Origin of the sequence: Nostoc cf. edaphicum LEGE 07299 (assembly GCF_015207245.1) — a bacterium.
In the GTDB taxonomy this organism is placed as follows: Bacteria; Cyanobacteriota; Cyanobacteriia; order Cyanobacteriales; family Nostocaceae; genus Nostoc; species Nostoc edaphicum_B.
This window is the reverse complement of record NZ_JADEXF010000779.1, coordinates 1-3,140: the sequence shown is the minus strand read 5'-3', so window position 1 is coordinate 3,140 and position 3,140 is coordinate 1. Positions and strand designations below refer to the sequence as shown.

At 41.7% G+C, this 3,140-nt stretch carries 3 protein-coding genes and 1 pseudogene; all 4 read left to right on the top strand.

Going from position 1 to position 3,140, the window contains the following annotated elements; genetic code table 11:
- Positions 1-181: pseudogene (locus IQ229_RS24275) on the top strand (NAD(P)/FAD-dependent oxidoreductase); the annotation flags it as partial.
- A gap of 45 nt (positions 182-226) precedes the next feature.
- The gene (locus IQ229_RS20530; protein WP_194046906.1) at positions 227-1,051 is read left to right on the top strand and encodes a glycosyltransferase family 2 protein; all 825 of its coding nucleotides are present in this window, start codon (positions 227-229) and stop codon (positions 1,049-1,051) included.
- Positions 1,052-1,334: 283 nt separating this feature from the next.
- On the top strand, positions 1,335-2,807 hold the full coding sequence (locus IQ229_RS20525) for a TldD/PmbA family protein (RefSeq protein WP_194046904.1): 1,473 nt from the start codon (positions 1,335-1,337) through the stop codon (positions 2,805-2,807).
- A gap of 132 nt (positions 2,808-2,939) precedes the next feature.
- A partial coding sequence (locus tag IQ229_RS20520; RefSeq protein WP_409339954.1) for a PmbA/TldA family metallopeptidase occupies positions 2,940-3,140 on the top strand: 201 nt, incomplete at its 3' end.

Here is a 3,140-nt window from a genome sequence, read left to right as displayed (position 1 = left end):
GATTAAAGTACAGCCACTACAAGTTTTAAATTATTCCAGCCTTGTTCCAAAAGTGAGTACTGAAAACGATGATGTTTTCGTCGTCAATACCTCACAGTTGGTCAATGATAGCGTCAACAACAACGCAGTAGTTCGACAAGTCGATGAATTTCTCAAAAAATCAGCATTCCTGAATTCTTGAAATTTGAGTAATCATACTTTATTTTAAAAATCACGCGAGGTCTTTATGAGTCTTTTTGTTCTTTTACCCGCATACAACGAGCAAGAATCAATTCGACCCTTGTTCAAAAAGTTTCAGACATTGCAGCAAATCTTTAATATAGAGATAGAACTGATTCTTGTTGATGATGGCAGTAGCGATAAAACTGCTCAAACCGCTTTAGAAGAATCTCAATCACTAGATATATCACTGAAATTAGTCCAGCATCCCAAAAATGCTGGTTTAGGTCAAGCAATTAAAACAGGTTTTACGACTTTCTTGGAAATTTCCAAAGAAGGTGATTTTTTAGCGGCGATGGATTGTGATAATACTCAACCACCAGAGCTATTAATAAAAATGTATGACACTATGATAGCTGGTAGCTATGATATTGCGATCGCGTCTAGATATCGAAAAGGTTCTAAAGTCATAGGCTTATCAAAATTTAGAGAGCTGATGAGTTACGGAGCCAGCTGGCTTTTCAGAATTGCAGCCCGTGTACCAAGCGTAAAAGACTACACTTGTGGTTACAGATTGTATAACCGTACTTTCCTCACTAAACTGGATATGTATTATGGGGACAATCTATTCACTGAAAGTGGATTTGCTTGCATGATAGATTTACTGCTGAAAGCCAAAGCCCTCAAACCAAAAATCGTAGAAATTCCAATGGTTTTGAGATACGATGAAAAGCCGACTGCTAGCAAAATGAAAATTCTGAAAACTATTACTCGAACCCTAAAGCTCTTGTTTAAGAATCTACTATCAACAGAGCCAGCTTCTAATTTAGGTCAGACTTTCAAACAGCGAGAAACAGTCAGAATTCCACTAAAAATAGCAAACCGTAAATAAACCTGAGAAGAATGCCGTAAGTACATAAATATTAAGTGTATTTTATTTTACACTTATACAAAAGCGGAGCTTTCCTTGCTCCACTTTTGTATTCTGACTTCTGAATTCTTCGTCAAATAGCTCCAAATTTCTAGTCTGTGAGCAGATTTGCCAAGGCGTTGTTAAAGGGGAGGGAAATCCACACGTTTTTCTAGCAACTGTGGCTTTTGCTCATTTGTTAGACTGAACACACCAGGATTTTTCAGTCAAATCTCTGAACTACGCCAGCAGACGAGGCTACCCCATGCTTACAAGTACGCTACTTCTCTCGAATCAACTTCCCACTCTCCAATATTCCTCTACACCAGAGCGTTTCGATGAAACCTGGGAAGCCCCCCTGGCTACCCTTCTGGGACTAGGACGCGCCGCTGGTGCTGACTTCATCGAATTATTTTTAGAGCGTCGCAACTATATTAGTTCTCTTGCAGAAGATGACGCTATCACGAGTATTTCACCCAGTCTGTCTACAGGCGCGGGAGTCAGAGTATTTCGTGGTAAAGCTGACTGCTACGTTAGCACTAATGACCTTTCGTTTTCCGGTTTGAAAGCAGCCTTAGAAAAAGGTCTTTCTATCTTGGGATTGCAACTACCCACTGCTAAAGCTTTCATCCCCGAAATCAACCTAGAATTACTGAGAGATTACGCCAGCAAAAGAGGTAAAGATGCATGGCTACCAGTGTGTAGCTCCATCCGAGAAATGGGAGAAATCCTCTTAGATGGTACTGCCCACCTGAAGCAAAAAGCTAGCCACGTCCAATCGCGCCGTGCTACCTATTTCCGGGATTGGCAAGAAGTTTTAATCGCCGCTAGTGACGGGACTTTTGCCCGTGATATTCGCCTCACGCAGTCAGTAGGATTTAACTTGTTGTGTGCTGATGGTGCTAATCGTACCTCAATTGGCGATCGCGCAGGTAATACTAGTGATGCCAACTTCTTGCGAACTTGGGATTCTCAACAAGCCGCCGAGAAAATAGCAGAATCGGCTGGAAAAATGCTCTACGCAGATTACGTGGAATCGGGTACTTATCCCATCATTATGGCCAATCACTTTGGCGGCGTAATCTTCCACGAAGCTTGCGGACACTTACTAGAAACCACTCAAATAGAACGCAATACCACTCCCTTTGCTGACAAAAAAGGCGAAAAAATTGCCCACGAAAGTTTGACAGCCTGGGATGAAGGGCGCTCTGAAAATGCCTTCGGGACAATTGACATGGATGACGAAGGTATGCCCGCTCAAAGAACACTCTTAATTGAAAAAGGCGTTCTGAAAAACTTCTTAGCAGATAGAACAGGTTCCTCACGCACCGGACACCCCAGAACTGGAAGTGGACGCCGCCAAAATTATACTTATGCCGCTGCTAGCCGGATGCGTAATACTTATATTGATTCTGGCGAATATAGCAATGATGAATTATTTGCCTCTGTTGATAAAGGTATTTACTGTAAAAAAATGGGTGGTGGTAGCGTTGGTGCGACAGGCCAATTTAACTTTAGTGTTGATGAAGCTTATTTAATTGAAAATGGCAAAATCACCAAACCGCTAAAGGGAGCAATTCTCATTGGTGAAGCCAAGGAAATCATGAATAAAATTTCCATGTGTTCCCAAGATTTGGAAATTGCACCAGGCTTTTGTGGCTCAGTCAGTGGCAGTATTTACACTACAGTCGGACAACCCCACATCAAGGTTGATTCTATTACTGTGGGTGGACGATAACTTTATCAAATTCCAGGTTCTACCTGGAAACGCCTTCCTGGTGGCTATTTTATCTAGGAGGCAGAAGCCTTCTATCATTACACTCCCAGTCTGAAGTAGGGAGCAAGAAAATCCAAAATCTAAAAATTGACTATGCCGAATATAAATGAAATTGCAAATTCTGCCAAGGACAATGCTGATAAGCTTGGTATTAAGAAATTCGACATTTACGGCTCAACAGTAGATGACACTAACGTGCAAGTAGACCAAGGTGAGCCAAAACAAGTCAAAGCTTCAAACCGCTCTGGTGTTACTGTTCGTGTGTGGAATGAAGATAATACGATGGGTGTCACC

What these genes read in the sequence shown, in the direction of transcription:
- IQ229_RS20530 (WP_194046906.1), top strand. Translation starts at nt 227, where the DNA reads ATGAGTCTTTTTGTTCTTTTACCCGCATACAACGAGCAAGAATCAATT.
- IQ229_RS20525 (WP_194046904.1), top strand. Translation starts at nt 1,335, where the DNA reads ATGCTTACAAGTACGCTACTTCTCTCGAATCAACTTCCCACTCTCCAA.